General features: G+C 65.4%; 17 protein-coding genes. 6 read left to right on the top strand and 11 right to left on the bottom strand.

Annotated features, from left to right (window positions below):
- Positions 1 to 158 precede the first annotated feature (158 nt).
- The gene (locus OGR47_RS02895) at positions 159 to 446 is read left to right on the top strand and encodes a hypothetical protein (RefSeq protein ID WP_165051482.1); all 288 of its coding nucleotides are present in this window, start codon (positions 159 to 161) and stop codon (positions 444 to 446) included.
- Between the two features lie 173 nt (positions 447 to 619).
- Positions 620 to 787, top strand: coding sequence for a hypothetical protein (locus OGR47_RS02900; RefSeq protein ID WP_165051479.1), 168 nt, complete (start codon positions 620 to 622; stop codon positions 785 to 787).
- 16 nt (positions 788 to 803) lie between these two features.
- Here OGR47_RS02900 and OGR47_RS02905 read toward each other — a convergent pair whose 3' ends face one another.
- Positions 804 to 2,465 (bottom strand): multicopper oxidase family protein, encoded by a 1,662-nt coding sequence (locus OGR47_RS02905; RefSeq protein WP_165051477.1) that lies wholly within the window; start codon positions 2,463 to 2,465, stop codon positions 804 to 806.
- 229 nt (positions 2,466 to 2,694) lie between these two features.
- Here OGR47_RS02905 and OGR47_RS02910 point away from each other — a divergent pair, with 229 nt between their 5' ends.
- The gene (locus OGR47_RS02910) at positions 2,695 to 3,717 is read left to right on the top strand and encodes a TonB family protein (RefSeq protein ID WP_165051474.1); all 1,023 of its coding nucleotides are present in this window, start codon (positions 2,695 to 2,697) and stop codon (positions 3,715 to 3,717) included.
- 156 nt (positions 3,718 to 3,873) lie between these two features.
- On the opposite strand, the gene pgeF is transcribed toward OGR47_RS02910, so the two are convergent.
- The 7 genes from pgeF to OGR47_RS02945 form a co-directional block, all read right to left on the bottom strand.
- Positions 3,874 to 4,653 (bottom strand): peptidoglycan editing factor PgeF, encoded by a 780-nt coding sequence (gene pgeF, locus OGR47_RS02915; protein ID WP_165051472.1) that lies wholly within the window; start codon positions 4,651 to 4,653, stop codon positions 3,874 to 3,876.
- A gap of 107 nt (positions 4,654 to 4,760) precedes the next feature.
- Positions 4,761 to 5,843, bottom strand: coding sequence for a class I SAM-dependent methyltransferase (locus tag OGR47_RS02920; RefSeq protein WP_165051469.1), 1,083 nt, complete (start codon positions 5,841 to 5,843; stop codon positions 4,761 to 4,763).
- The gene (lgt, locus tag OGR47_RS02925; protein ID WP_165051467.1) at positions 5,840 to 6,664 is read right to left on the bottom strand and encodes a prolipoprotein diacylglyceryl transferase; all 825 of its coding nucleotides are present in this window, start codon (positions 6,662 to 6,664) and stop codon (positions 5,840 to 5,842) included. The genes OGR47_RS02920 and lgt overlap by 4 nt, the downstream gene beginning before the upstream one ends.
- A 173-nt stretch (positions 6,665 to 6,837) precedes the next feature.
- Positions 6,838 to 9,045 carry a 3-hydroxyacyl-CoA dehydrogenase NAD-binding domain-containing protein gene (locus OGR47_RS02930; protein ID WP_165051465.1) on the bottom strand — a complete coding sequence of 736 codons (2,208 nt, stop codon included), beginning with the start codon at positions 9,043 to 9,045 and terminating at the stop codon, positions 6,838 to 6,840.
- 144 nt (positions 9,046 to 9,189) lie between these two features.
- Entirely contained in the window at positions 9,190 to 10,398 is a 1,209-nt protein-coding gene (locus OGR47_RS02935) for an acetyl-CoA C-acetyltransferase (protein WP_165051463.1), read from the bottom strand.
- A gap of 167 nt (positions 10,399 to 10,565) precedes the next feature.
- Positions 10,566 to 12,359 carry an acyl-CoA dehydrogenase C-terminal domain-containing protein gene (locus OGR47_RS02940; protein ID WP_165051461.1) on the bottom strand — a complete coding sequence of 598 codons (1,794 nt, stop codon included), beginning with the start codon at positions 12,357 to 12,359 and terminating at the stop codon, positions 10,566 to 10,568.
- Positions 12,360 to 12,715: 356 nt separating this feature from the next.
- Positions 12,716 to 13,231, bottom strand: a complete 516-nt coding sequence (locus OGR47_RS02945; RefSeq protein ID WP_165051458.1) for a hypothetical protein — start codon at positions 13,229 to 13,231, stop codon at positions 12,716 to 12,718.
- Between OGR47_RS02945 and OGR47_RS02950 the strand changes: the two genes are divergently transcribed.
- The 3 genes from OGR47_RS02950 (at position 13,196) to OGR47_RS02960 (ending at position 18,193) form a co-directional block, all read left to right on the top strand.
- On the top strand, positions 13,196 to 16,906 hold the full coding sequence (locus OGR47_RS02950; RefSeq protein WP_165051456.1) for an SEL1-like repeat protein: 3,711 nt from the start codon (positions 13,196 to 13,198) through the stop codon (positions 16,904 to 16,906). The two genes, OGR47_RS02945 and OGR47_RS02950, sit on opposite strands and share 36 nt — an antisense overlap.
- A gap of 122 nt (positions 16,907 to 17,028) precedes the next feature.
- Positions 17,029 to 17,310, top strand: a complete 282-nt coding sequence (locus OGR47_RS02955; RefSeq protein ID WP_165051454.1) for a hypothetical protein — start codon at positions 17,029 to 17,031, stop codon at positions 17,308 to 17,310.
- A 292-nt stretch (positions 17,311 to 17,602) separates the two neighbouring features.
- Positions 17,603 to 18,193, top strand: a complete 591-nt coding sequence (locus tag OGR47_RS02960; protein ID WP_165051452.1) for a hypothetical protein — start codon at positions 17,603 to 17,605, stop codon at positions 18,191 to 18,193.
- A gap of 70 nt (positions 18,194 to 18,263) precedes the next feature.
- Here the strand turns inward: OGR47_RS02960 and OGR47_RS02965 are convergent, their stop codons facing one another.
- From OGR47_RS02965 to OGR47_RS02975, 3 genes are read right to left on the bottom strand one after another with little or no spacing between them, the layout of a single operon-like run.
- Complete coding sequence (locus tag OGR47_RS02965) at positions 18,264 to 21,248, bottom strand: cation-translocating P-type ATPase (RefSeq protein WP_165051449.1); 2,985 nt, start codon at positions 21,246 to 21,248, stop codon at positions 18,264 to 18,266.
- Positions 21,245 to 21,736, bottom strand: a complete 492-nt coding sequence (locus OGR47_RS02970; RefSeq protein WP_165051447.1) for a hypothetical protein — start codon at positions 21,734 to 21,736, stop codon at positions 21,245 to 21,247. The genes OGR47_RS02965 and OGR47_RS02970 overlap by 4 nt, the downstream gene beginning before the upstream one ends.
- Entirely contained in the window at positions 21,729 to 22,049 is a 321-nt protein-coding gene (locus OGR47_RS02975) for a DUF5132 domain-containing protein (RefSeq protein WP_165051445.1), read from the bottom strand. Before OGR47_RS02975 ends, OGR47_RS02970 begins: the two co-directional genes overlap by 8 nt.
- Positions 22,050 to 22,236 lie beyond the last annotated feature (187 nt).

Genomic DNA, 22,236 nt, shown 5'->3' on the forward strand with positions numbered 1-22,236 from the left:
TTGTTCCCCGCGCCGCGGTGATTCCCTGCTACGGCCCTAAAGCCGTCACATTGTCCACGGCTTTATTGGCTGTCCGTTTTAGAGACCAAACCGCCATGTGCGGCGTCCCGGACGTGCGGGCGCTCGTTGAATGCGCCCATCCAAACCAAAGGACAGAGATGAAACGAATCCGCGTTCTCGCGTGCTTTGCGCTTGCCATGACGGCCGTCCCGGCGCTCGCCAAGCCCTCCGCCGTCGAGGCGGTCAGCGCCGTTCTTTCGCGCCCGACGCAGGTCGCCCGCAAGGTCGAGATCGGCCGCCAGGTCGCGCGCATGTGCAATGTGACGCTTTCCGGCGACGATCTGAACAAGGCGTCGGCCTTTGTCGAGGCGAACCGGGGTAAGGGCGCCGCCTGGGTGGCGGATCAGATCAGCAAGAGCGAGCTGAGCTATGTCTGCGGCGACTGATCGATAGGACCGCGAGCCTTCGGGCTCGCTCCGAAAATGCGCGGACTCAAAAGGCTGAAGCGCATTCTTATCGCAAAAGTCTATCAACTTTTGCGGAATGCGCTCAAAGGCCTCGATCCTTATGGCTTGCCACTTGCTTCGCGGTCCGTCGTCCCGACAGCAAGAGCGCTCCCATGACCGTCGCAGAACTCATCGACAAGCTTCAGCAACTGCCGAGCGAAGCCGTGGTGCTGCTCGAAAGCGAGGCGGGGTTCACCCGCATCGCCGGCGTTACTTTCGAAAAGAGCGCGACGGCCGGCCTTCCCGACGAGGTCGTTCTGTTCACCGACGCCGAAGAATAGGCCGGCACCGCGCGCCTCACTCCACCGAGAACTCGCGCATCATGCCCATGTCCTCATGTTCGAGGTTGTGGCAGTGATACATGAAGCGGCCCTTGAAATCGCCGAAGGGCTTGGCGATGCGGACGCGTTCGCCTCCAGTGACGATGACCGTGTCCTTCAAGCCGCTGTCGATCAGCCCGTCCTTGAAGGTCGCATAGGCTTCCGGGTCGTCGCCGGCATAGCTGCGGCTCAGCACCTCGAATTGCTGGCCGTGCAGATGAACGGGATGGGCCATATTCATCATGCCCATCATGCCCATGCCGCCGCCCATCATCCCCCGGCCCATCATGCCGCCCCCCATGCCCATGCCGCCACCCATCATGCCGTGGCCCATGCCCATTCCGGCCATGCCCATGCCCCCGCCATGGTCGTGGAAGACCTCGAAAAGCTGCACCGTATCGACGGGCACGCGCTCGATGTCCAAAAGATCGTCGGGGGAATAAGTGCGGCCGTTGATCATCACCTGCATATGCCCCATGGACAAGGCGATAGGGCGCGCGTTGTCGCTATTGGCGATCTCTTCCGGGCGGTAATGTTTGATCGTCGAGAGCTTCTCGGGAAGCTTCGGACTGTCGCTCACGGCGCGCGTCACCGTAACAGTGAAGAGCGGATAGTGGTCGCCGACGATGAGCCCCCCGCTCATGCGCTGCGCCATCGGCGGCACGAGGCCGTCGAACGCGCCGCTGCGCATGACGAGCCTGGAGCCAACCGATCGCCCGCTGAAATCGACCCATAGATCGAGGCGCTCGCCCGGCGCCATCATCGCGTAGGGCCGCGTTTCAGGCTTCTCCAGCAGGCCGCCGTCGACGCCGATGATTGTCAGCGGCGTGCGGTCGTCCCATTGCAGCTTATAGATACGCGCGTTGGAGCCGTTCAGGATCCGCAGGCGATAGGCGCGGCTCGCAACATCGAACCTGAAATCGGGGCGGCCGTTAACGAGGACGCTGTCCCCATAGAAGCCAAACATGCTGCGATGCATGCCGCCGCCGTAAAAGAGCTGATTATCGTCGGTGAAGCTGCGGTCCTGGAGCACGATGGGGATTTCGAATTCGCCCGACGGCAGGCCGAGCGCGCGCTCCTCTTCGTCTTCCACGATGATGCCGCCGGCGAGACCGCGATACACCTGCGTCGCCGTCGCCTCATGCGTATGGGGGTGGTAGAAATTGAAGCCAGCGCGATTGCGCATCTCGAATTCATAGACATAGGTCTGGCCGGGATCGATCGCGGCCATCGGATGGCCGTCCGCGTCCATCGGCACATGCAGCCCATGCCAATGCGTAATCGTCGACTCAGGCAGCTCGTTCTTGAGGTGGATGCGAATCTTCTGGCCTTTCACGAATCGCATCACCGGGCCGAGATAGCTGTCTGGCAGGCGCGTCAGCGTATTGGCCGGGCCTTTGAGCAGGTTGCCGGCGTAGCGCCAGACCTGCGTCGGGCCGTCGGAAAGAATCCGGACAGAATCGGTTTTGCAGGCGAGCTCGATGTCGACATCGGGATTGAAGCTCTCGGTAGCCGTTCTCGGCGCCATATGCGCCATGGCTTCGCCTCGGGCGGAGGAGGGGCGGGCGACGGAGGGAATTGTCAGGGTCGCAGCGGACAATAGGAAATTGCGTCGCGTGAGGCCGAGGTTGTTGCGCATGATTCTCCCTTGGCGCCAGAGCGCTCATTGCATTAGTTAATCCTCATATAAGTGGCGAGGGGCGCGCATAAAACCCCCGCTTAGCAAGGCGTTATTCGGATCGTCCCCGATTAATCGCCCCGAAAAACGCCAGAAGATTTGCGAAGCAGGCGGGCCTTATGGCAAATTCCCCCTTGATTTCACCCAGGTTGGCATAAAGCGGCCCCACCGGACGGGTTCCTCCATCGAGATGAACGAAACGGTCAGAGAAAAGCCGCGGGGCGTCGCGCTCGTCGCTGTCGCGATGGAGCGGCTATTCGAGCCGCGCGCGGGCGGCTGGGCGCCGCGTCCGCGTTTTTGGGCCTTTGTTCTCATTGGCCTGCTGCTGCATCTCGCGATTCTCGCCTTTCTGCTGTGGGAGGATCGCAACGCGGATTTCCCGCCGCCGCCCGAAGAGATTCCCGTCGAGGTGATCACCGAGCCGCCGCCGCCTCCCGAAGAGAAGAAGGAGGAGCCGCCGCAGCCGCCCGAGCCCCCGCCGCAGGAAAAGAAGGAGGAGCAGAAGCCGCCGCCCCCACCGCCGCCGCCGGTGGAGGACGAGAAGCCTGCGACCGACGCGCCCAAGCTGGAGAGCAAGGAGAAAAGCGAGCAGAACACGCCGGAGGAGGCGAAGGAGGCCAAGACCAAGCGCAACGAGACGGAGAAATTCGCGCCCAAGGACGACAAGCCGCAGGGACTCAAGGACGGCGAGGACAACGCGGAAGGCGACAAGACGCCCGCGCCCACGCTCGACAAGCAGGTCGACGACAAGCCGGACGCCGAGATCATCGAGCGCGCGGAGAAGAGTCCCACGCCACAGGAGAAGCCCGAGCCCACGGAAAACAAGCCGGCTAAGAAAGGCGACGCCATGTCGATCGCTGACCAGATCGCGGCTCTGGCGCCTTTGCCGGATTTCAAGCTCGCGGCGCCGCCCAAGCTGTCGCCGGTCGCCGGCGGCCAGGCGAAGACGACCTATCTGACGATCCTCTACGGCCTCATCATGCCGCATATGCGCATTCCACCGCGCGTGCGCGCATTGCAGATGCCCTCCAAAGGCGTCGTGGCTTTCTATATCGACGAGTTGGGCAATCTCACCCATCAGGCGGTTTATAAATCGAGCGGCTTGCCCGATCTCGACTCCGCCGCGCTCGCCGCGGTGCGCGCCGCCGCGCCATTTCCGGCGCCGCCGCGAGGGCTGCCGCATTCCATGTTGTTTACGTACGCGACGAAGTAGCTCCCCCTCCCCAACCCTCCCCCGCAAGCGGGAGAGGGAGCAGATTGTCGCCTTCATCGACAATGCCGATCGCGAGCGCCCCCTCTCCCGCGCATAGCCCGTCGAAAGACGGGCGTCTTCCAGACGCCCTATGGCGGGGGAGGGACAGGGAGGGGGTCAGGCAATTAACGCAATCGCCGACACGAGCCGCCCATAATCCGGCTCCTTGCGATGCACGCTGCGGCGATAGCTGAAGCAGCGCGACTCGTCAGTGTAAGTGTCGATCCCCAGCGCCTTGAACGACGCAACACCCAACCGCGCGACGCGATGGGCGATGAAGCCCTGCAGATCGAACATGGCATGACCCTCACGAACTGAGGGCGTGAAAAAGCGCGCGTAGCCTGCGTCTTCTTCTGTGAAGCGCGCGGAAAACTCCGGCCCGACTTCATAGCTCGCCGCGCCGATCGCAGGACCCAGCGCAATGTGAATGTCGGCGCGGCGCGCGCCCTGCGCCTCCATGGCGGCGACGGTCGCCTCGATCATGCCGGTGAGCGCGCCCTTCCAACCCGCATGGCAGGCGCCGATTACGCCGGCGCGCGCGTCGGCGAAGAGCAACATGCCGCAATCGGCGCCCGTGACGCCGAGCGCGAGCGCGGCGTCACGCGTGACGAGCCCGTCGCAGCGCGGCCGCGTCTGTGGCGCCCAGGGTGCGCTGACGGTCAGCGCGTCGGCCGAGTGGATTTGATAGGGCACCAGCAAGCGCTCAGCCGCGACGCCAAGATGCGCGGCCATGCGTGCGCGGTTCTCGGCAACGCGCTCCGGCGCGTCCATCGAGCCGACCCCGCCGTTGAGCGAGCCATAGACGCCTTCTGACACGCCGCCCGCGCGGGTGAAGAAGGCATGGCGCACGCCGGGCAGGTCGAGGTTAGGCGCGGTGAGGGCGGTGGGGATGGTCATGCATGCGTTCCTGTATCGACCGTCATTGCGAGCGGAGCGAAGCAATCCAGGGCCACATCACGGCTCTGGTTTGCTTCGTCGCTTCGCTCCTCGCAATGACGGGATTTCTATACAATGAAGCCCGGCATATCCGGCATATCCGGGTGCGTCACCGCCATGACCTTGAACAAGGCCCCCATTTGCCGGCGCGGGTCCTGCGCGCCTGTCAGGCGGTCGAGAGCGTCGATGATCGCCCGCTGCTGCTCCGGCGTCGCGCGTTTCATCAGCGTTTCGGCGCGACGCTCGATGCCGAGCTGCAGCAGGAAATGCGCCTGCGTCACCGGCCCCATGACTTTGGCCCCGGCTGCGCGGGCGGCGCGGGCGAGGGCGGCGAAATCCACATGGGTGGTCAGATCGGCTTCGCCGGGGGCGGCGAGGGGGTCGACATAGGCGTGTTTCGCCACAGCCTGCAGGCTGTCGCCGAGAGACGTTTCGAGATAGCCGTAGTCGATGACGAGAAACGCGCCGCCCTCGCGCACCAGCCGCGCGGCGATCTCGCTCATGATGCATTGCGCGACGGCGCCCACCTCGATGATCGACCCTTCGCGCGCCGGCACGTTCAGCGAGGCCTCGACCTGGTCGGACAGGCCGAAGGTGAGCTCGCCCATGGCGTCGACGCCCACGAGCCGCTCGCGCCAGCCTTGCGCCGTCTTGACGTAGTGGCGCACCGGCAGCGCGTCGAAAAATTCATTGGCGAGAATGATGGCGGGGCCCGGCGGCGTGTCGTTGACATCGGCGCTCCAGCTCAAGGGCTTCGGCGCGTCGGCGAGCGTCTGCTCCTGGATCGCGCGCAGCGCCGGACTGGTCTCCACAAGATGCACGCTGATGGCGTCGAGGAACGGCGGGGCAATGCGCGCGACGCGCAAGACGTCCGACATCAGCGTGCCGCGTCCGGGGCCAAGCTCGACGAGCCGCGCGGGAGAGGGCGCGCCCGCCATGCGCCAGGCCTCGCTCGCCCAGACGCCCAGCAGCTCGCCGAACATCTGGCTGATCTCCGGCGCCGTGACGAAGTCGCCGACCGCGCCGAAAGGATCGCGCGTCATGTAATAGCCGTAGCTCGGATGTCCGAGGCAGAGGCTCATATATTGTTCGAGCGTCATCGGCCCTTCATGGGCGATCTGCGCGGCGATTTCCTGTTTCAGCGCGGTCATGCGAGCGCGCTCCGGCGGCGCAGCGAGAAGACGAGGATGGCCGCGCCGATGAAGACGAGCGGCAGCGACAGGGCCATGCCCATGGTGAGGCCATTGGGCAGCGCCTCCTGCACAGGGTCCGGCTCTCGGAAGAACTCGCAGAAGATTCGCGCGGCGCCATAGCCGACGCCGAAAAGCCCGGTCACGAGTCCCGGCCGCTTCAAGGCGCCGCCGCGCGCCGCCAGCCACAGAAGGATGAAGAGCGCGACGCCTTCGAGCCCTGCTTCATAGAGCTGGCTCGGATGGCGAGGCATGTCGCCGGCGCCCGGAAAGACCATGGCCCATGGCACGTCGGCGGGCCGCCCCCACATCTCCGGCTTGATGAAATTGGCGAGGCGCCCGAAGAAAAGGCCGATCGGCGCAACCGCCGCGCAAATATCCGAGATGGTGAGGAAGGGCAGGGCGCGCGAGCGCGCGAAAAGCCACATGCCGATGATGCAGCCGATGAGCCCGCCGTGAAAGGCCATGCCGCCCTTCCAGGTTTGGAAAATCTCGAGCGGGTGGGCGAGGTAGAAGGAGGGGTCGTAGATCAGCACATGGCCGAGCCGTCCGCCGATGATGATGCCGAGCGCGGCGTTGACCAGAAGATCGTCCACGCCCTCGCGCGTCGGCCGCGGCTGGTTCGCGGCCCAGAGCCGCTCGTTGGCGACGAGCGCGCGTAGTCCCATCCAGCCGAAAATGAAGCCGCCGATATAGGCGAGCGCATACCAGCGGATCGGCAGCGGGCCGAGATGGACCGCGACCGGATCGACGATGGGGAAGGGCAGGAGGAAGAAAGGCATGAAAAGGATCCGGCGCGGCCCGGATTTCGCGCCGCGTTAAGCTTTCTAGCGGCGGCGGGTGAGGATGTCATGTCCCCCGACGCCGTCATTGCGAGCGGAGCGAAGCAATCCAGGGCGGCAATGGGGCCCTGGATTGCTTCGTCGCTCCGCTCCTCGCAATGACGAGAGAGCTTTTAAGCCGCCTTTTGCTGCGCTCCGAACCGCCCGTAGAAGGTCTCCCCCTTCGCCGCCATGTCGCGCAGAAGCTGCGGCGGCTCGAAGCGGGGGCCGTGCTTGGCGGCGAGCTTGTCGCAGAGCGCGACGAAGGCCTTCGTTCCCATGCCGTCGATATAGCTCAGCGTGCCGCCGGTGAAGGGCGCAAAGCCAAAGCCGAGGATCGAGCCGACATCGGCCTCGCGCGGGTCGGTGACGACGCCCTCGGCGAGCGTGCGGGCGGCCTCGACCGCCTGCGTGACAAGGAAGCGCTGCTTGAGCTCCTCCACGTCGAGCGTATCGGGATCGAGCTTCTCTTCGGCGAGCGCCGAGAGGCCCGGCCAGAGGCTCTTCTTGCCATCCGGATGGTAGTCGTAGAAGCCCTTGCCGTTCTTGCGGCCGAAGCGCCCTTCTTTTTCCACCATGTAGCCGAGCACGCGCTCCTGGGCGGGATCGATCGCCTTTTCGCCGAGGTCCTTCTTCGTCGCCTGCAAAATCTTCCAGCCGAGATCGAGCGCGACTTCGTCGTTGAGCGAGAGAGGGCCAACCGGCATGCCGGCCATGCGCGCGACATTCTCGATCATCGCCGGCGGCACGCCCTCGGTGAGCATGATCTGCCCTTCGCGCACGAAGTTCAGCACGCAGCGATTGGCGTAGAAGCCGCGCGTGTCGTTCACGACGATGGGCGTCTTCTTGATGATGCGGATGAAGTCGAGCGCCGTGGCGAGCGCGCGGTCGCCGGTCTTCTCGCCCATGATCACTTCGACGAGCAGCATCTTCTCGACCGGCGAGAAGAAATGGATGCCGATGAAATTCTCAGGCTTTTGCGCCGTCTCGGCGAGCGAGGTAATTGGCAACGTGGATGTGTTGGAGGCGAAGATCACATCGCCGCCCACGACGTCCTGTGCGCGCTTGGTGACGTCGGCTTTGACCGCGCGGTCTTCGAACACCGCTTCCAGCACGAGATCGCAGCCCGCGAGCGCGGCGTAATCGGCGGTCGTGTGAACGCGCGCGAGCAGCGCATCCTTCTCCGCCGGCGTGGCGCGGCCCTTGGCGACAGAGCCCGAGATGAGCTTGTCGATCGTCGCTTTTCCCTTGTCGGCGCTTTCCTGGTCGCGGTCGATCAGCACGACATCGAGCCCGTTGAGCGCGCTGATATAGGCGACGCCCGCGCCCATGAAGCCCGCGCCGAGAATGCCGATCTTCTTGAGATTGGTCGGCGGAACGTCGGCGGGACGATGGGCGCCCTTCTCCAGCTCGTTCTTCGAGAGGAAGAGCGAGCGGATCATGGCCGCAGCTTCCTTCGAGCGCAGAATATGCGCAAACCAGCGCGCCTCGACGGTGAGCCCCTGATCCATCGGCAATTGCAGGCCTTCATAGACCGCATGCAGAATGGCGCGCGCGGCAGGATAGTTGTTGTAGGTCTCACGACGCAGAATGGCGTTGGCGGCGGGCCAGATCATCATGCCGGTCGGCGAGAACACTTTGCCGGACGGATTCTTGAAGTCCTTCACGTCCCAGGGCGCCAGCGCCTTGCCGCCATTGATGATCCATGCGCGGGCGCGCGCCACGATCTCTTCACGAGGCGCGACCTCGTGAACGAGCTTCGCGCCGAGCGCCGCTTTTGGCTTTGCCTGATCGCCGCGGAACAGGAATTGAAGGGCGTCGCCGGTCTGCATGATGCGCGCGACGCGCTGCGTGCCGCCGGCGCCGGGGAAGAGGCCGACCTTGATTTCCGGCAGTCCCACTTTCGTTTTCTCGTCATCCGCCATCACGCGATAATGGCAGGCGAGCGCCAGCTCGAAAGCGCCGCCCAGGCACACGCCGTTGATGGCGATGGCGAAGGGCTTGCCGCAGGTTTCGAGCTTTCGATAGAGCAGCGAGAGCTTGCGCGAATTTTCGAAGAAGAGCTTGTTGGCGACTTCCTCGCCTTGCTCCTTCAGCGCCTTGGCGTATTGCGCCGCGCCCTGTTGCAGCATGGAAAGATCGGCGCCGCCCGAGAAGGCGCTCTTGCCCGAGGCGATGACGCAACCCTTGATGTCGGCGTTGTTGACCACGGCGTCGATGACAGAGTCGAGCTCCGCCATCACTTCCGGGTTGATGACGTTCATCGAGCGGCCAGGCATGTCCCAGGTAAGGAGCGCAACGCCGTCGGCGCCGGTCTCGAAGCGGAAATTGGCGAGGTTCATTGTTTCGCTCCCAAAAGATCTGTTCGACTCCCTCTCCCGCTCGCGGGAGAGGGTCGCCCCGCGAAGCGGGGTCGGGTGAGGGCCCTCATCCGTCATGCCTTCGGCATGACACCTTCTTCCGCGCGCGGGAGAAGGAGGGGCGCGTCAAACCCGCTCGATAATCGTCGCAGTTCCCATTCCCGCGCCGATGCAAAGCGTCACGAGCGCCGTTCCCTTGCCCGTGCGCTCCAATTCGTCGATCGCCGTGCCGACGAGCATGGCGCCGGTCGCGCCGAGCGGATGGCCCATCGCGATGGCGCCGCCGTTCGGATTCACTTTCGCGGGGTCGAGATCGAAGGCTTGCAGGTAGCGCAGCACGACGGCGGCGAAAGCCTCGTTGATTTCGATGAGGTCGATGTCGTCGAGCGTCATCCCTGAGCGTTCGAGCACCTTCTTCGTCACGTCCACGGGGCCGGTCAGCATGATCGCGGGTTCGGAGCCGATATTGGCGAAGGCGCGAATGCGGGCGCGAGGCTTCAGACCAAGTTTTTCGCCGGCTTCCTTCGAGCCGACGAGAACGGCGGCTGCGCCGTCGACGATGCCCGAAGAATTGCCGGCGTGATGCACGTAGTTCAGCTTTTCGATCGCCGGATAGGCCTGGATCGCCACCGCGTCGAAGCCGCCCTGCTCGGCGAAGAAGCCGAAGGAGGGCTTCAGCGCCGCGAGCGACTGCATATTGGTGTCCGGCCGCATATGCTCGTCGCGGTCGAGGATGGTGAGGCCGTTAACGTCCTTCACCGGCACGACGGATTTCGCGAAGCGGCCTTCCGTCCAGGCGGTCGCGGCGCGCTTTTGCGACTCGACGGCAAAGGCGTCGACGTCGTCGCGCGTAAAACCGTATTTCGTCGCGATGAGATCGGCCGAGACGCCCTGCGGCATGAAATAAGAGGGAATGGCGATGGTCGGATCGACTGGCCAGGCGCCGCCTGAGGCGCCGATGCCGACACGGCTCATGCTCTCGACGCCGCCGCCGATGGTGAGATCGTGCTGGCCCGACATGATTTCGCCAGCCGCGAAATTCACCGAGTCGAGGCCGGAGGCGCAGAAGCGGTTGATCTGCACGCCGGGCACTTTGTACGAATAGCCTGAGGCGATTGCCGAAGCGCGCGCAATGTCGCCGCCTGCTTCTCCAACAGGGTCGACGCAACCGAGAATAACGTCGTCGACCTCGGCGCCGGCAAGGTTGTTGCGCTCCTTGATCGCGGTCAGCGCCGTATTGGCGAGGCCGAGCGAGGAGACCTCATGCAGCGAACCATCCGGCTTGCCGCGCCCGCGCGGCGTGCGAACGGCGTCGTAGATATAGGCTTCGGGCATGATGTTTCCTCTTTCTTATCGCTTTCCCCTCTCCCGCTTGCGGGAGAGGGTGGCCCTCGCGTGCGCGAGGGTCGGGTGAGGGCCCTCATCCATCATGCCATGAGTCATCTCAAAGAAGCTTGCGGCATGACGCCTTCTCCCGCGAGCGGGAGAAGGGATTCGCTTGCTTAAAACATCTCCGGCGCCAGTGACATCATCGTGTCGGCGCCGCTCACGATGCGCGCGAGGCGCAAGCTCGTCTCGGGGAGCATGCGCTCCATATAGAAGCGCGCGGTCGTCAGCTTCGCCTCCATCAGCGCTGCAGTCTCGGGCTCGCGCGCTTTCTTCTCCATCGCCGCGGCGGCGATCTTCACCCACATCAAAGCGAGCGCGACGCGGCCCAGCAGATGCATATAATCATAGGACGCCGCTCCGGCGTTGTCGGGCTTCGCCATGGCGTTCTGCATCAGCCACATGGAGGCCTTCTGCAGATCGGCGAGCGCCGCCTGCGCGGGCGCGACATAGGGCTTCATCGCTTCATTGGCGCTATGGCCGCCCAAAAGCTCCGCGCCTTCCTTGAAGAAAGCCATGATGGCGCGCCCGCCCTCGCGCGGCAGCTTGCGGCCGACGAGGTCGAGCGCCTGAATGCCATTGGCGCCCTCGTAGATCATGGCGATGCGCGCGTCGCGCACGAATTGCTCCATGCCCCATTCACGAATATAGCCATGCCCGCCGAAGACCTGTTGCGCCTTCACGGCGTTCTCGAAGCCGACGTCGGCGAGCATGCCTTTCAAAACCGGCGTCATCAGGCCCAGGCGATCGTCCGCCGCCTGTCGCGCCGCCCGATCGTCGGAGCGATGCGCAATGTCGCTGTCGAGCGCGGCCGAGAGCGCCAAAGCGCGCGCCGCCTCGTTGAAGGCCTTGATCTCGAGCAGCATGCGCCGCACGTCGGGGTGCACGATGATGGGGTCGGCTTTCTTGTCCGGATATTGCGGGCCCGTCAGCGCGCGGCCCTGCAGGCGCTCCTTGGCGTAGGCGAGCGCGTTTTGATACGCGACCTCGGACTGCGCGAGCCCCTGCATGGCGACGCCGAGCCGCGCCTCGTTCATCATCACGAACATGGCGTTGAGGCCGCGATTGGCCTCGCCGATGAGATAGCCCGTCGCGCCGTCGTAATTCATCACGCAAGTGGCGTTGCCGTGAATGCCCATCTTTTCTTCGATGGAGCCGCAGGAGACGCCGTTGCGTTGCCCAAGCGACCCGTCGGCGTTCACCAGCACCTTCGGCGCGATGAAGAGCGAGATGCCCTTCACGCCGGCCGGCGCGCCCTCGATTCGCGCCAGCACGAGGTGGATGATGTTCTCGGAAAGATCGTGCTCGCCAGCGGAGATGAAAATCTTCTGGCCGGTGATGGCGTAGGAGCCGTCTGCGCGCGGGACCGCCTTGGTGGTGAGGAGCCCCAGATCCGTGCCGCATTGCGGCTCGGTCAGATTCATCGTGCCGGTCCAGCGGCCTTCGATCATCGCCGGCGCATAGAGCTTCTTTAGCTCCTGCGAGCCATGCGTGAGCAGCGCCGCCAGCGCCCCCTGGGTGAGCCCCGGATACATCGCGAAGGCCATGTTCGCCGAGGAGGCGAATTCGCTCATGGCCATGGTGAGCGTGTAAGGCAGCGCCTGGCCGCCAAATTCCGGCGGCGCGGAGAGGCCGATCCAGCCCCCGCCGGCATAAGCCTCGAAAGCCGGTTTGAAGCCTGCGGGCGTCGTGACGCTCCCGTCCGGATGGCGCTTGCAGCCATTGGCGTCGCCGGATTGGTTGAGCGGCGCGAGAACCTCTTCGCAGAGCCTACCCGCTTCGCCGAGAATTTGGCCCACCAACTCGGGCGAGGCGTCCGCGAAGCCTTCCAGATTGCCGAAACGTTGAATGTTCAGAACGTCGTTGAGGAGAAACAGCGTGTCGTCGACGGGCGCTTTATAGCTCGGCATCAAAGGCTCCTTGCAGATTCCCCAGAGCCGGGTGGCCCCGACTCGGGGGAGGGACGCCGTTCGCGTCTTAGGTAGAGGGGGCCGCCGGTCCGCGCAATAGGACATGAACGCAGCTCAAAACGGCTTTGAGGGAATGTCTAATTCAGCGATCTTATCCGCAGCTGAGCGATTCGCTTGCTCGAGCCGATCAGATTTGTGTGACCTGAGTGCGCGCGCCCTCGACGCCCAGACTGCGGTTAACGGCTTATTTACCTTGATTGACGGAAAGTCGCCGTCAACGACGCCGCGGCGTCGAGCGTAAAGCGCGATTCGCGCGGTCCCTGCGTCGGTTCTCCTAGTTCCTCTCGAGCTATCCGTCAGTCGGATCCGCCGGACATAGACTTATGAGCAAGGGTCTTTCCCGCAAATACCGTGGTCCCGATTACGATGCGCGCGACGCCGCTCGCGCTGAGGCGCGCCGTTCGGGAAAAAGCCTCGGCGACTGGCTCGACGACGCGATCCGGGAGCCCGCCCAGGATGACGACGAGAACGAACTCGATTCGGACGAGGGCGATCGTCTGGAGGAAATCACTCGCCGCCTCGCCCGCCCGAGCGGCGAGCGCCGTCGTGAACGCGACGATTTCCGTCAGCCGCGTCGTTGGCGGGACGACGTCGATGATATGCGCGCTTCCTCTCGACGGCGTCGAGAAGACGCCTTCGAGGAGGATGAGGAACGCGCGCCCCGGGAACGCGACGGCGTTGCATCCCGTGAGCGCCTTGAGCGGGAACCGGTCGGGCGGCGGCCGCGCGACGAGCGGCGCTTGGATGCGGAGGCCATCGTCGCCGAGGCGACGGAGGTGGTCGAGCGCCGCGTCGCGGCCAGCGAGCGCCACGCGGCGCGCGCCTTCGAAAACCTCGCCGATCTGATCAAGCGCGGCCAGCGCAGCGGCGAAAGCGTCGCGATCAAGCGTGCGGTTTCCGCTTTCGCTGAACGCGCCGACGCCAGCGAGCGTCAGACCGCGCGCGCTTTGAAGAATCTCACGGGCATGCTGGAGCAGCATCAGCGTGGGCGCGAAACCGCGGAGGAAGGGCTTGCCTATCTTGCCGAACGACTCGGACGCATCGAGTCGCGGCTTGCCGAGCAGCCCTCTTCGAATGTGAGCGTGCGGCCGATCCGCTCGGCCTTGGCGCGGCTGGAATCGCGGCTCGATCGTCTGGCGAGCCCCGAACGCGACGCGGATGTCGAAGCGGCGTTGAGCGGCCTGGATCGCCGCCTCGACGATATTTCGCGTCGCCTCGAGAACGAGCAAGCGGCGCCTGCCGCGCCGGCGGCAAACGCCGCGATGAGCGGCGCTAGTTCCGCCGCCTTGGAGCAGGGTCTGCGCTCGGGTCAGCAACTTCCCCGCCGGCCCCTCGTCGACGCCATCGCCGAGATTACACAGCGCCAGCGCGTCCTCGACGAGTCCGTCGCGCCGCCCGCGCCCCCGGCGCCGGCTCCCGCGATGGAGCTTTGGGAAGGCGAACCGCCCGCCAAGCGCTTCGCCGCGCTGACCGCCTCGCTCGAAACCCTGTTGCAGCAAATGGAAAGCCTTCGCCAGCAGGGCGGAGAGCGCGCCGACCAGCAGCTGGTGACGATGCGGCAGGTCGAGGGGCTGCGCCGCGAAATCGAGGAAATGTCGCGGGCCGTCGGCGATCTCGCGCCGCGCGCCTCCGTCGCCGCCGTCGAGGCGGCGCTGCGCGATCTTTCGCGCCGCATCGAGACGCAGCGGGATCGCGGCGTCGCAGAGGACCTTCTGGCGCCGGCCGAGCGGATCGCGGGAGAGCTGCGGTCCGTCGTGAAGGAGCTCGATCCGAGCCCGATCCTGCGCAGCCTCGACGCGGACATTCAGGCGATTGGCCGTCGGCTCGACGCCATGCAGCAGCCCGACGCCGCCGACATGGCGGCGATCCATCAGCTTTCGGCGCAAGCGCGTGAGATCAAGGACCAGCTTGCCGCCATGGCGGCGCGGCCGCTGCCGCTCGAAAAGCTCGAAACCCGGCTTTTCGATCTGACACAGCGCGTCGACGGGCTGGCGCATGCGAGCGCTGGTCCGGCGCAAGCCGCCGCCGCCCTGGACATGGGCGAATTGGTGCGGTCGATCCGCTCGATCGTCGCTTCGGAAACCAGCACGAGCTTCGAGACCTTCAACAGCCGTCTCGAATATCTCGCGGGCAAATTCGACGAAGCCGTTCTCAGCGCGGGCGCCAAGCGCTTCGACGAGCTGGGGCAGCGCATCGATGCGCTCGGCCGTACGCTTGGCGAACGGATTGAAGGCGTCGCCGCTCAAAAGCCCACCGACACAGCGGCGCTCGAGCAGTTGATCGCCAATCTGGGCCGTAAGGTCGACTCCGTCCTCGACGACCGGCCGCATGCGCCCGGTTTCGAGGAGCTTGGCCGCAAGCTCGAGCGCCTGGAAAAGCGTTTCGATCCGGCGGAGATGGCGGCGCGTCCCGTCGCCGATCGGCAATTCGCCGAACTGGCGCAACGCATCGACGTCGTGCGCGAAACCGCGGCGCAGAGTCTCGACCGCAGCGCGCCCGACAATCCTCAGCTGGACGAGATCGCCCAACGTCTCGAGCGCATGCAGAGCGCGCTCGCGCAGCGCGCCGAGGAGTCCTATCGCGTCGAGGCGCAGCACAAGGACCTCACGGCGCTGGTCGAGCAGCTCGCCACGCGCATGAATCAGGCGCTCGATCCGCGCGGCGACGCAGAGGCGTTGAAGGCCCTCGAACGCCAGATCGGCGCCCTGTCGCAGCGCCTCGACCGCAGCGATCGCAACGGCGCGGCGCTAGCGGGCGTCGAAACGCGGATCGCCGCACTCGTCGCGCAGATGGAGGACACGAAGGCGGCGACGACGCTCGCGGCCGAAGAAGCGGTGCGCCGCGCCACGCAGGATATTCTGCGTCAGGCGAACCCCGCGCCGGGCGCGCTTCGGGAAGCGCTGGAGCGAGAGCTTTCAGACATCCGCAAGGCGCAGGATGAAGCCGGCGAGCGCACGCATGAGACCTTGCTCGCCGTGCACGAAACGCTGGAGCGCGTCGTCGATCGTCTGGCGATGTTCGAGGACGAGCTGACCGAAATTCGCGCCGAAGCGCCGACCGCCGCGCAATTCTCCGCCCCCGCCGCATCCCCGCGTCGCGGCGATGCGCGCGCGCCGGAGCTTGCTGTCGAGCCGCGCTCGGCTCCCCGTGCGGGCTCGGGCGACGACGAAAATCTGATGGATTTGCTGGTGCCGCCAGGCGCCCCGCGCCCGCCGCGCCGTGAGCCCGGATTTGCGTCGCCCAGCGCCAAGCCGGAGAGGTCCGAGCCGGTTCAGACCGACTTTATCGCGGCCGCGCGCCGGGCGGCGCAGCAGGCGGCTATGGACGCCGAGACGGCCGAAAAGGCCCAGCAGGCGCGGCGCGCGTCTGGCCGGCAGGCAAGCGCGTCGGCTGCGGAGCAGAACCAGGCCAAGGGGGGCTTGGTCGGGGCCATTCAGGAACGTAAGCGTCCGCTACTCCTCGGCCTCGGCGCGCTGGTGCTGCTCATCGGCGCCTATCAGATCGCGCGCGTCGGCATTCAAAGCGCAGACGTCAACGCTCATGCCAATCACGAGATGAGCGAAGCGGATCCGGTCGGCGCGGAAACAGCGCCGAGCGCCGAGGCCCCGTCCGCCGCGCCGGTCGAGTCGGCTCCGGCGGCTAAAGCTGGAACGCCCGCCGAGCCCGCCCGCGCGCCCGAGACGCCGAAAGCGCCGCCGCCGCCGCGCATGATTGCGCCGCATACCGAAAACAAGCCTGTCGACCCGACCCCGGTCGGATCGATCTCCAGTCCGAATCCGCTGTCGGCGCCCGACGCCATCGGCGTCATCAAATCCTTGGCGCAGCAAGGCATGCCGGCGGCGCAATATGAGCTGGCGGTTCGCTATGCCGACGGACGCGGCGTCGCGCGCGACGCAAAAACCGCTGCGGAGTGGTTCGAGAAGGCGGCGAGCCAAGGCCTGGCGCCGGCGCTATACCGGCTCGGCTCCTTCTATGAGAAGGGGGTAGGCGTCGAGCGCGACTATGCGCGCGCCCGCAAATACTACCTTTCCGCCGCCGAGGCCGGCAACGCTCGCGCCATGCACAATCTCGCGGTGCTGCTTGCCGAGGGTGGGGACGGCGGCAAGCCGGATTACCCCGCGGCCTCGGGATGGTTCCACAAGGCGGCGGAATATGGCGTGCGCGACAGCCAGTATAATCTGGCGATCCTTTACGCTCGGGGGCTCGGCGTCACGCAGAGCCTTACCCAGTCCTATTTGTGGTTCTCCGCAGCAGCGGAGCAGGGCGACGCCGACGCCGGCAAGAAACGCGACGAGGTTGCCGCGCGGCTCGACTCGAAGGAGCTTGCGACCGCCAAATCCCTGGCGGCGGGTTTCCACGCCAAAGAGCCCGTTCGCGAGGCCAATGACGTTCTGCCGCCCAAGGGCGGCTGGGAGAGCGTCAAGGATCCGAGCGCCGCGAAGGGCGGGACGAAGCCAGCACAAAAGGCTAAACTGTCCGCGATTTGAGCGGTATGAAGGACGCCAGCCGTCAAGTTTTCGCCGCTCATTGCGGTTAATCGACGCCTGACGCATAACGTCGCGACGTCGCGGGCTTTTAGGGCCCGTGGCCGCTTCTTGGGAGAATCGGGATGAGAAAGACCACCGCCGCGATCCTCGCCGTTTCGGCGATCGGGGCTTTGACGCTTGCGGCCGCGCCGGCCCGGGCCGATTCGGCTGGCGCCGCTGTGGCCGCCGGCATCGGCGGCTTCGCGCTCGGCGCCATTGCTGGCGGCGCGCTGGCCCAGCCGGCTCCGCCGCCGCCCGTCTATTACGCCCCGCCGCCTCCGCCGCGCTGCTGGGTCGAGCGCCGCCCGGTCTTCGACGAATATGGCGTCGAAATCGGCTCGCGTCCGCGCCGCATCTGCGAATAAGCGACCCTGCGAATAACGCCATTTCCGTTTGAGCAGCTCGCATTGGGGGGTGTCATTCCCAGCGGGCTGAAAGCCCGACCGGGAATCCCGAGCCGCAAAGCGCTGGTTTTGCTCTGGATTCCTGATCGATTGCTTTGCGAGCGTCGGTAATGACACCGAACCAATCAAGCGGAATCTCATAAAAGAGGCAGAGCGCCGGACCGCCGCACGCGGTCCGGCGCTCTGCTTCTATTTATGGCACGTCGGTTGCTCGTTCTTCGCCGCACCAATTCCAATGGCGAAGAGTACCCACATGACGAGCATTCTCGATACCGCCTTCAAGACCCTCGAGGAGCAGGGCCGCCTTCTCAACGCAGTCCTCAAGGGCCCCACGGAAAAGCCCGGCCGTTATGGCTTTCGTGGCGAATTGGCGCTCATTTTCGCGGAGACGCTCGCCGATGAAAAGCGCCCGCCGGAGCGTTCGGTTGATCAGGTGATTGCCATCGCGAATGTCGGAGAACCGACAATTCCGTTCTTCGCTTGTTATCTTCATTCCTTCGAATGGCTGACGAACCTCGCCGAGGTGACGAAGGGCCTGTTCTCGCCCGAGGGGAAGTATTTCATTTTCTGCAACAACATCGACCTCCTCGCCAAATATGAGGTCGAGATCGACGGCATTACCTATAATGTGCTGCCGATCGACGAGGCGACGGTCTATAACGAGGTGCTCGAGCTGCTCTACCTGGAGAAGGGCGACCTCAAGAAGCTCTCGACCGCCGGCAAGACCGACGCCATCGCCGACGCCGCGCTGGGCTTCAACGCCAAATATGATGTCATCAGCTACGCCCAGGGCGTGGAGCGCATGGGGCCGGTCCGCAACAGAAACGCGAATCGCCCGGTGTAACGCACCGAACCAATCAGGCTGATCTTGTAACTTCAAATAAGCTCGACGCCGGCGAGTTTCCTCGCCGGCGTCACGCCGGCGCATGGCCTGTGGGGCGAGCCTTTTGCTTATGGGGCTTTCGCGCTGCCGTCGCCTTTTGCAGCTCTGTGACGAGGAAGGGCGCCAGCGCGGCGGCTAGGGCGACGGCGCCATCCATGATGCTCATCGGCGCAACGCCGAGGAGCCGCCGTATCGGCGGCAACGCCGAGATTGCCGCCTGGGTGACGAGGGAGCCGGCGACGACGCCCATGAGCAGCCGGTTGGGGGGGAGCTCTCTACTGAAGGCGCCATGCTCCCGCGACCGGCAGGCCAAAGCGTGCAGCAGCTGGGCGGCGACGATGTTGGTGAAGCAGATCGTGCGCGCGCGCGGCGACGCGCCATATCTCCAGACGCCGTAGAGATAGGAGCCGAAGGAGGACGCCGTGATCAATCCGGCGTCGCGGCCAAGGGCGGGCGCCGAGCGTGCGTCGATGATATTCTCATGCGCCGTCATGGGCGGCGCGCGAAGGACGTCGCTATGCGGCGGCTCGAGGCCTAGCGCGAGGGCCGGCGCGACGTCAGTCACGAGGTTGATCCACAAGAGCTGGGCCGGCGTCAGCGGCTGTCCGAGGCCCGCAGCCGGCGCGATCAGCATCAGCAGGATCTCGCTCATATTAGTTGCCAGAAGATAACGGATGGCGCGTCGGATATTGGCGTGCGTTGCGCGCCCCTGTTCGATCGCGGGGATCAGCGACTGAAGCCTGTCGTCCTGCAAGACGATGTGCGCCACGTCGCGCGCCGCCTCGCTGCCGCTCAATCCCATGGCGACGCCGATATTCGCGGCTTTCAGCGCGGGGCTGTCATTGACCCCGTCGCCCGTCATTGCGACGACTCGTCCCGAGCGCTGCAAAGCCTCGACGATTTCGAGCTTTTGGCCCGGCGTGACGCGCGCGAAAACATGGGGAGGCTGGCGCTGGTGGTCGGGCGCCGCTTTCAAATCCGCAATCGCGTCGGAGTCGACGATGCGCAGCTCGCCATTGCCGAGATCGAGGGCGCGCGCAACCGCCTCGGCGGTTTTCCGCTGATCGCCCGTGATCATGACGGGGCTGACGCCGGCGCGGCGCAAGGTAGCGAGAAGCTCGGCGACGCCGGGACGCAGCGGGTCAGCGAGGCCGATCAGCCCCAGGAATATCAGTGCGCCGGCTGGCGGCGCGTCGCCTGCGAATTCCTGATAGGCGGCGCCCAGCACGCGCTGGCCCGCGCCAGCGAGCCGGGCGTTTTCCGTCTCGACATCGGCGCGCAGCGCATTGGTCATCTCGATCGCCTCGCGACTCATCAGGATGCGGTTGCAAAGAGCGAGGACTTCTTCGGGACTTCCCTTGACCGCGGCAATCGTCGTCCCGCGCGATGTTTTGTGAAGGGTCGTCATGAAGAGCTGACGCTCGGTTCGATAGGAAACGCGCTCGAGCGGATAAGCGCGGCGCAGCTGCGCAACGTCGATGCCCGCGTCTTCCGAGAATCCGAGCAGCGCCGCCTCCGTCGCGGAAGGCGGTCCATTGCTCATGTGTTCTTCGCCGGGCGTCGGCGCCTCGTTGCACAAGGCGACGATCTGCGCCAATTTTTCCAACCAGGGAACGGCGTCGAGGCGGATGGGCGCCTTGGAGTCGTCGCATATGCGATCGTCCGCGCTATGATAGACGCGACCACCGCAGCTGATCTCGGCGACGGACATTCGGTTGAACGTTAACGTTCCCGTCTTGTCGAGACACACGACCTCGACCGATGCAAGCGTCTCGACCGCGTCGAGACGGCGGATCAGCACATGGTGGCGGCGCATTTCCCTGACGCCGAGCGCGAGCGTCGTCGTTGCGAGAGTCGGCAGGCCTTCGGGGACGGCGGCGACAGCCAGAGCGACAGCGTTTTTCAACGTGGCGAAAAAGCCATAGCCTCGCAATAATCCGACGAAAAAGACGGCGACGCAGGCGCCGCTGGCGATCAAGGTGAGCTGCCGCCCAAGACGGCCCAACTGCTTCTGCAAAGGGGTTTCCGGCGCATTGGCGAGGGAAAGGAAGCTTTGCAGCCGCCCGATCTCGGTGGCCGCGCCCGTGGCGACGACCGCCGCCAGCCCGCTGCCGCCCGTGACCGCCGACCCGCGATAGACGATGTTCGTGCGATCCGCGAGCGCGACATCCACACAAAGAGGCTGCGGCAATTTCTGCACAGGCGCGCTTTCGCCGGTCAGCGTGGCTTCGTTGACCATCAAACCGTCCGCGGCGAGCACCCGCGCATCGGCTGCGATGATAACGCCGGGGCGCAGCTCCAGCACATCGCCCGGTACGGCGCTTTCGATGGATATTGTCTGACTTTTTCCCTCTCGGATAACCGGAACGCCGCTGTCGAAAGGCTGCGAAAGCGCACGCACGGCGCGCTCGGCGCGACTTTCCGTGACAAAGCCGATCCCGGCGTTGAGCGCCACAACCGACAGCACGACCACGGCGTCGGCGCCGCCGCCGGTAAAAAGAGACAAAGCGGCGGCGCCAATGAGCAGCGCGACGGGGAGGCTCTTGAATTGCTCGAGCAGGATTTCCATCCGGGCGCGGCCGGGGATGGTCGGGAGCGCGTTTTCCCCGTAACGCCGCAGCCGGCTCTCGAAGGCTTTGATCGACAGCCCTTTCGTAGAGCTGCGCAGTCGCTTCAGCGCTTCGTCGACCCCTAGCAAATGCCACGGGGCCGGACGCGGCTGTCCGCCCTTGGGCTCGAGCCGACCCGCGCGGTAGCGGGCGAGCGCGTCTTCGATGATGTCGGTGATCCGCGCATTCGTAAGCTTGGGGTCGAAGATGACGAGCAGCGTTCCCGTTGCGGTGCTGGCGCTTGCCTCCTTGACCGCGCGCCCGCTTCTGAGCGCGCCTTCCAATGCGCGCTTCAGCTGCTGGCCTCCCTTTAGGCCCGGCACGCGCACTCGGAGGCGCCCCGGCACAACGGCATGGAGGAGGGTCAGTTCGTCGTGGCGCAGGGGCGCAAGCGGTTCGGCCGTCAACGTCGGCTTGCCCCGAGGGATTTCTTGACGGCGCCGGACGGCCAATCGCGCAGGGCTTCTCCCGCATACCAGAGAAGGGTCAGGCCAGGGGGCCCTATATTGCCGCGCGCCAGCTGGGCGATCCCAAAGACAAGCAGCGCCAGAACAACGGAGGCGCGCGCGTCCTCGCCTGTCAGGCGCGTGAAGGAAGCGCTGATAGCCTCGAGCCGCTCGCGCATTTTTTCGAGATCCAAACCTGCGGCCGGCGCCGAGCCTTTGATTTCGAACGGCGCGTCCGCGCCGATCGCGCTCAACGCCTCCGCTACCCTTTCACCCTGCAAGAGAATGCTCGACGTGCTGGCGTTGGCTTTTGCCTCGACGCCCGGAATTCGCTCCAGCCATTTCGAAGCATGGGCGAAAAAGCTCCTGTCGCCGCGCCGCTCAGGTATCTTCAATCGAATCCTGGAAGGCGTCTTGTGAACGACATAGGCGTCGGGCCTCTCAGCCATGGACCTTCCTCTCAGGCTCGTGAGAGGACTTCGCGCCGAATGGCACGACATGCTCCTCGGCCCCGTCGCCATTGGCTGCGACGCTCCGCTCTTCTTCGAGCTCGTTCTGAACTTCGGCAACGACGTCGCTCATCGTCTCGGTGATCTCGCCGACGACGCCCCGCGCCCGCTCGAACAAGCGGAACCCCGCGCGCACCGCGCCTTTGGCGAGGGAATTCGTCTTTCCGTCCTCACGACGCAACAGGGTGGCGGTGGCGGCGCCGGCCGCCCCGGCAGCCAATGCGAGCATGAGACTGCGACCGATGTGCGCCATGGCGATCTCCCAAAAATCGAGCCCGGCGCCGAAGTCTTTCCTTTCGGCGCCTTATTTTCGAAGCGGGCGGCGGATAGTGAGTGATAGAGCCGCATAGCCGCCCATCAAGCGCCGCCGCAGGCAAGTTGCGCGAATGGAACGGGCGGAGATCGCGGCGGCGAATGAAAAACAACCCTTATTGGGCTAC

Source organism: Methylocystis sp. MJC1, from assembly GCF_026427715.1.
Lineage (GTDB): Bacteria > Pseudomonadota > Alphaproteobacteria > Rhizobiales > Beijerinckiaceae > Methylocystis.

Coding starts and splice junctions, on each gene's coding strand:
- OGR47_RS02895 (WP_165051482.1), top strand. CDS start 159: ATGAAACGAATCCGCGTTCTCGCGTGCTTTGCGCTTGCCATGACGGCC.
- OGR47_RS02900 (WP_165051479.1), top strand. CDS start 620: ATGACCGTCGCAGAACTCATCGACAAGCTTCAGCAACTGCCGAGCGAA.
- OGR47_RS02905 (WP_165051477.1), bottom strand. CDS start 2,465: ATGCGCAACAACCTCGGCCTCACGCGACGCAATTTCCTATTGTCCGCT.
- OGR47_RS02910 (WP_165051474.1), top strand. CDS start 2,695: ATGAACGAAACGGTCAGAGAAAAGCCGCGGGGCGTCGCGCTCGTCGCT.
- pgeF (WP_165051472.1), bottom strand. CDS start 4,653: ATGACCATCCCCACCGCCCTCACCGCGCCTAACCTCGACCTGCCCGGC.
- OGR47_RS02920 (WP_165051469.1), bottom strand. CDS start 5,843: ATGACCGCGCTGAAACAGGAAATCGCCGCGCAGATCGCCCATGAAGGG.
- lgt (WP_165051467.1), bottom strand. CDS start 6,664: ATGCCTTTCTTCCTCCTGCCCTTCCCCATCGTCGATCCGGTCGCGGTC.
- OGR47_RS02930 (WP_165051465.1), bottom strand. CDS start 9,045: ATGAACCTCGCCAATTTCCGCTTCGAGACCGGCGCCGACGGCGTTGCG.
- OGR47_RS02935 (WP_165051463.1), bottom strand. CDS start 10,398: ATGCCCGAAGCCTATATCTACGACGCCGTTCGCACGCCGCGCGGGCGC.
- OGR47_RS02940 (WP_165051461.1), bottom strand. CDS start 12,359: ATGCCGAGCTATAAAGCGCCCGTCGACGACACGCTGTTTCTCCTCAAC.
- OGR47_RS02955 (WP_165051454.1), top strand. CDS start 17,029: ATGAGAAAGACCACCGCCGCGATCCTCGCCGTTTCGGCGATCGGGGCT.
- OGR47_RS02960 (WP_165051452.1), top strand. CDS start 17,603: ATGACGAGCATTCTCGATACCGCCTTCAAGACCCTCGAGGAGCAGGGC.
- OGR47_RS02970 (WP_165051447.1), bottom strand. CDS start 21,736: ATGGCTGAGAGGCCCGACGCCTATGTCGTTCACAAGACGCCTTCCAGG.
- OGR47_RS02975 (WP_165051445.1), bottom strand. CDS start 22,049: ATGGCGCACATCGGTCGCAGTCTCATGCTCGCATTGGCTGCCGGGGCG.